Annotated in this window: 5 protein-coding genes and 1 tRNA gene; 5 read left to right on the forward strand and 1 reads right to left on the reverse strand. The window is 67.4% G+C overall.

Translation table 11 applies throughout. The features are described 5' to 3' along the window. Positions 1-28 precede the first annotated feature (28 nt). Positions 29-541: a YbgC/FadM family acyl-CoA thioesterase gene (locus tag V7067_RS15210; protein WP_334176751.1), complete on the reverse strand. Its 513-nt coding sequence runs from the start codon at positions 539-541 to the stop codon at positions 29-31. A gap of 206 nt (positions 542-747) precedes the next feature. On the opposite strand from V7067_RS15210, the gene V7067_RS15215 reads away from it, so the two are divergent. The 5 genes from V7067_RS15215 (at position 748) to V7067_RS15235 (ending at position 4,679) form a co-directional block, all read left to right on the forward strand. Continuing rightward, positions 748-1,482 carry an MBL fold metallo-hydrolase gene (locus V7067_RS15215; RefSeq protein WP_334176752.1) on the forward strand — a complete coding sequence of 245 codons (735 nt, stop codon included), beginning with the start codon at positions 748-750 and terminating at the stop codon, positions 1,480-1,482. A 166-nt stretch (positions 1,483-1,648) separates the two neighbouring features. Continuing rightward, positions 1,649-2,749 carry a GTP-binding protein gene (locus tag V7067_RS15220; RefSeq protein ID WP_334176753.1) on the forward strand — a complete coding sequence of 367 codons (1,101 nt, stop codon included), beginning with the start codon at positions 1,649-1,651 and terminating at the stop codon, positions 2,747-2,749. A gap of 9 nt (positions 2,750-2,758) precedes the next feature. Further along, positions 2,759-3,739 carry a WD40 repeat domain-containing protein gene (locus V7067_RS15225; RefSeq protein WP_334176754.1) on the forward strand — a complete coding sequence of 327 codons (981 nt, stop codon included), beginning with the start codon at positions 2,759-2,761 and terminating at the stop codon, positions 3,737-3,739. Between the two features lie 185 nt (positions 3,740-3,924). Further along, positions 3,925-4,470 carry a DUF2937 family protein gene (locus V7067_RS15230; protein WP_334176755.1) on the forward strand — a complete coding sequence of 182 codons (546 nt, stop codon included), beginning with the start codon at positions 3,925-3,927 and terminating at the stop codon, positions 4,468-4,470. A 133-nt stretch (positions 4,471-4,603) separates the two neighbouring features. Beyond that, positions 4,604-4,679: transfer RNA gene (locus V7067_RS15235), tRNA-Phe, on the forward strand. Positions 4,680-5,272: the final 593 nt, after the last annotated feature.

Genomic DNA, 5,272 nt, shown 5'->3' on the forward strand with positions numbered 1-5,272 from the left:
GCCACGGGCGCCGGCAGCCGCCGGGCGTTCAGCCGGCCGGCGGCAGGAAGGCGGCAAGCCGTTCGCGCACCGCCGGCGGCAGCCGCCGGGCACGGCCCTCCAGAGTGATCACCACCACCGTCACCTCGGCGCTGACCAGAACGCGGCCGGCCTGCGGCCCGCCGGCCAGCACCACCTGCTGCACCAGCGTCAGCCGCGCCCCGGCCAGCCCGGAGAAGCGCGTCTCCACCATCACCACATCATCGATGCGCGCCGGCGCCAGAAAATCGAGCGTCATCGCCCGCACGGCGAAAGCCAGCGGCTCGCCGGTTTCCCCGGCCGCCAGCGCCGTGTGCATCACGCCGGCAAGGCGCAGGAAATCGCTGCGGCCGCGCTCCATGAAGCGCAGGTAGCTGGCGTGGTAGACGATGCCGGAAAAATCGGTGTCCTCGTAATAGATGCGCACCGGCAGGCGATGGCAGATGCCTTCGATGGCGCCGGCAAGGTGCGTGCCGGTGTCTGCGCCGCGCTGCTGGCTGCCGTTGCTGTCCGCTGTGCTCATCGCCTGCCCTTTCCGACGCGCCTGCTGCCGGTCCCGCCCCGCCGGCCGGAACCCCTGCAGCGCCGTTTGTGCCGCCGGCCCGCCCGCACCGCAACCGGCTTCTGGCCGCATGTCCCCCCGCGGGATGCCACCGTCTGGCACCGCACCTGCATGCCTGCGGGCGGAAAACACACCGGTTGCAGGCCGGTCAGCACAGGAACGCTCCCATGACGCAGCCGGCCGGCGACTGGTATGCCCGCGAAGCGGTTGCGCCCGGCATAACCCGGCTGTGGGAGCCGGCGGTGCACCGCTTCTTCCGTGCCAACATCTTCCACGTCCGCGGCCGCGAGGCCGATCTCGTGGTGGATTTCGGCATGGGCCTCGCGCCGCTGCACCCGGCGCTGGGTCTGACCGCCGGCAAGCCGGTGATCGCCGTCGCCACCCACAGCCATGCCGACCATATCGGCGCCTTCCACGCCTTCGACATCCGCGCCGGCCATCCGGCGGAAGCCGGCATCTTTGCCGGGGTGGCCGATGCCGCAACGCTCGCCCACCTGTTCCGCGACCAGCCGGAGCCCGTAACCGCCCTGCCCCATGCCGGCTGGCTGGCGGGCGGCTTCCGCCTCAGCCCCGCGCCGCTGACGCTGCCGCTCGGCGAGGGCGCCGTCGTCGATCTCGGCGACCGCCGCTTCACCGTGCTGCACCTGCCGGGCCATTCCCCCGGCTCCATCGGCCTTCTCGACAGCACCGGCGGCGATTTCTTCACCGGCGACGCGCTCTATCAGGGTCAGCTCGTGGACGACGTGCCCGGGGCCGACATTCCCGCCTATTGCCGCACGATGGCCCGGCTCGCCGCCCTCGATGCCGGGCGCGTTTTCGGCGGGCACGGACCGGTCATCGACGGCGCCGCGATGCGGGCCATTGCCCGCCGCTATGTCAGCGAACGCACCGGGGCGGCCTGAGCGGCCGCGACGGCCCTTTATCGCGGCCTTGTGGCTGCCTATATGCGGCGTTATTCCACTTTCGTCCGCCACAGCCCCTTCGTGCCCGCCTGCTGCCGGGCGGCACCCGGGAAGGGGACGGCGATCAGGGAACGTCAGGCATCCCTGGCTTCAAAGGGCTCTTTTCATGACGAACGCAGACGCTTCCTCCGCCACCGCCGGCCGTATTCCGGTGACTGTGCTGACCGGTTTTCTCGGCGCCGGCAAGACCACGCTGCTTAACCGCATCCTCACCGAAGACCACGGCAAGCGCTATGCCGTGATCGTCAACGAATTCGGCGAGATCGGCATCGATGCGGAGCTTCTGGTCGACACCGACGAAGAAGTGTTCGAAATGAACAACGGCTGCATCTGCTGCACCGTGCGCGGCGACCTGATCCGCACCGTTGAAAACCTGCTGAAGCGCCGCGGCGCCTTCGACGCCATTCTGGTCGAGACGACCGGGCTGGCCGACCCCGCGCCGGTGGCGCAGACCTTCTTCATGGACGACACGGTGCGTCAGGCCGCGGCGCTCGATTCGGTGGTGGCGGTGGCCGATGCCCGCCATCTGGTGCTGCGCCTTGCCGACACCGAGGAAGCTGCCCGCCAGATCGCCTTTGCCGATATCGTGCTGCTTAACAAGACCGACCTCGTCACCCCCGACGAACTGAAGGCCGTGGAAGCGCGCATCCGCGGCGTCAATCCGTTCGCCACCATCTACCGCACCGAGCGCTGCTCCCTGCCGCTCGACCGGATTCTCGACCGCGGCGCATTCGATCTCGACCGCATCCTCAGCCTCGACCCGAGCTTCCTCGACGAAGCCCACGACCATGATCACGACCACGATCATGTCTGCGGGCCGGACTGCGACCACGATCACCACCACCATCACGACCACGATCACGATCATGACCACCATCATGATCACGATCATCCGAGCCACATGGAGGCCGCCGGCATCTCCTCGGTGTCGCTGACCGCCGGCGATCTCGACCCGGCCACCTTCTTCCCGTGGATCCAGCAGGTGACGCAGAAGAACGGGCCGGACATCCTGCGCCTCAAGGGCATTCTCGCGTTCGTCACCGATCCGCAGCGCTATGTGGTGCAGGGCGTGCACATGATCATCGAGGGCGATCACCAGCGCGACTGGGCGCCGGGCGAGGCGCGGCGGAGCCGGCTGGTGTTCATCGGCCGCAATCTCGACCGCGATGCCCTGAAGGCCGGCTTCGAAGCCTGTCAGGCAGCCTGAGGACGGCCCGTGGCGACACTGACCCCCTGCTCTTTTGACAGCTTCGTGGTGGCGGCCGGCTTTCTCGGCACCACGCCCGCCTTTGCGCTCGGCGACGGCACCGTGCGGCTCGGCACCGGCGAGGCCTCCCGCACGGTCGCGGCCCACGCCGGCGGCCTGCTGGCCGCCGTGCCGACGCAGGACCGCAAGGCCCTCATCACCGGCGGTGACGACGGCCGCGTTGTGCGCGTGACCGCCGACGGCACGGCGACGGAACTCGCCCGCCGCGAGCGCAAGTGGATCGACCGTCTGGCGGCCGGCCCCTCCGGCGCGGTGGCCTTCGCCGCCGGCCGCACCGCATGGGTGCGCCTTGCCGACGGCACCGAGAAGACCTTCGAGCACCCGCGCGCGGTCGGCGGCCTCGCCTTCGCCCCCAAGGGCCTGCGCCTTGCCGTGGCGCGCTATGACGGCGTGACGCTGTGGTGGGTCAACACCGCCGGCGATCCGCTCAGCCTTGAGTGGAAGGGCATGCACAACACCGTCACCTTCTCGCCCGACGGGCGCAACGTGGTGACGGTGATGCAGGAAAATGCCCTGCACGGCTGGCGGCTGACCGACAGCAAGCACATGCGCATGACCGGCTATCCCACCCGGGTGCGCTCCATCGACTGGTCGGTGAAAGGCCGCCTTCTGGCCACCGCCGGTGCGCCGGCGGCGGTGCTGTGGCCGTTCCATTACAAGGACGGCCCCATGGGCAAGGCCCCGGTGGAACTGGGCTTCCGCCAGAACGTGATGGCAACCGCCGTTGCCTGCCACCCGGAGGACGAGGTCGTGGCCATCGGCTATTCCGACGGCGGCATCGTCGCCGGTCGCATTGCCGACGGTGTGGTGGCCATGCTGAAGGAAGGCGACGGTTCGCCGGTGAGCGCGCTCACCTGGCATCCCGACGGGCTGGAACTGGCATTCGGCACCGAAGCCGGCGGCGCCGGACTGATCGACATCCGCTCCTGAGACGCGCGCCCGGGGGCCGCGCTTCCGAAGCGTTTCTGCGCCGGCGGCGGCCCCCGCCGCCGGCCGCCATTATGCGGCACCGTGTTTCATCCGGCCGGCGATCGGTGCCAGAGTGTCGCAGGCTTGTCCGCGGCCGGCCGGGCGATTCGCCGGCCGCAGCCCCGTCGAGACAGAGGGAACCCCCAATGGCATTGCGCACAACCGTTCTGCGCGGCCTTGCCGTTGCCGCGGCGCTGGTGGCGGGGGCGCTGTTCTCGCAGCTTCCCGGCTTCGGCGATGTCTATCGCGCTCAGTTGCCGGCCACGCTTTCCGGCCTTCAGGACCGCATTCAGCGCTTCGACACGCAGGCCCGCGCCGGCGGGCTGGAGCCGGTGGAGGCCATTCAGGCGATGCTGACCAGCGTCGACATGGCCCAGCGCAGCCGCGGCGAACAGATGGCCGCCACGGCCGCCCGCATCCGCGTGCTGGAAGCGCAGGAAGAGGCGTTCCGCAGCGCCAACCCGTTTGTCCGTCTCGCCGCCGTGGTCATGCATTTCGACCCGCCGCTGATGAGTGCGGCGCTGGCCGCCTTCACGCCGGCCTTCCCCGCCACGCTGCCGGCGGCGATGAGCGGCGTTGCCGGTTTCAGTCTGGCACTTCTGGTTTTCTGGCTGCCCTTCCGCCTGACGCGCCCCGCCGGGGCCCGCACGCTGCCCCCCCGCCCGCTGCCCCCCGGCCGGCCGCGGTTCTGACGCAAACCGGCTTTTCCCCAGCCGGCGACAGTTTCCCACAGCAAAGACCCAAAACCGCCGCCAGGCACTGGACAGCACCGCCCCGCCCCCGTATAAGCGCCGACGTCAGCCGCGAGCAACGCCTCGCGCCGGCGCCCAGGTAGCTCAGTTGGTAGAGCATGCGACTGAAAATCGCAGTGTCGGTGGTTCGATTCCGCCCCTGGGCACCATCCTTTTTCTGATTTCCAAATAAAATCAGTGGCTTACGAAACGGGACGGATTTTCTATCCACCCCGCTATCCCCCTCGCTGCACGCGGTAGGCTGCCCAGCCCCTCTTTCGTGAAGAAGGAAGACCGCGAAGGGGAAATGGGGAGGGGCGATCAGCCTCTCTCTCTTGCCTTATATAAAACATATAATGTTTATGTTTTGTTCTTGTATATTTTAAGAAGAACAGAACAACCAAAAGGTGTGTTAACACAACCATTTGGTGTGTGATTCTTCTATAAATAGAATAGAACAAAACATGAACATTCTTTCTTTTTATAAAGAGGGAGAGGCAGGGGTTTGGATTGAAGGTGTTGCGATTTCCGCGATTCTGCGATTTACAAGATATAGATAAGCAATATCAAATAGTTAGCCGAACTGCATGTTGCTATTCTGTTGCTATTCGGCTGCGATTTTGGGGTGAAATCGCAGCCCTTCCCTTCTTCGCGGCCCTTTCTGATCGAGGAAGCGGCATTGGTGTGGTATCTAGTGACCGCATCGAGGGAGGCGCTGGTGAGCGTGCTGTTTTCCGAAGCTGGACCGTGTGCGTGCCGTTGG

It is taken from the genome of Pseudoxanthobacter sp. (genome assembly GCF_036822375.1).
GTDB lineage: Bacteria > Pseudomonadota > Alphaproteobacteria > Rhizobiales > Segnochrobactraceae > Pseudoxanthobacter.

Bases quoted from the DNA above. Each gene is read 5' to 3' on its own strand.
- V7067_RS15220 (WP_334176753.1), top strand. From the start codon at position 1,649: ATGACGAACGCAGACGCTTCCTCCGCCACCGCCGGCCGTATTCCGGTG.
- V7067_RS15230 (WP_334176755.1), top strand. From the start codon at position 3,925: ATGGCATTGCGCACAACCGTTCTGCGCGGCCTTGCCGTTGCCGCGGCG.
- V7067_RS15215 (WP_334176752.1), top strand. From the start codon at position 748: ATGACGCAGCCGGCCGGCGACTGGTATGCCCGCGAAGCGGTTGCGCCC.
- V7067_RS15210 (WP_334176751.1), bottom strand. From the start codon at position 541: ATGAGCACAGCGGACAGCAACGGCAGCCAGCAGCGCGGCGCAGACACC.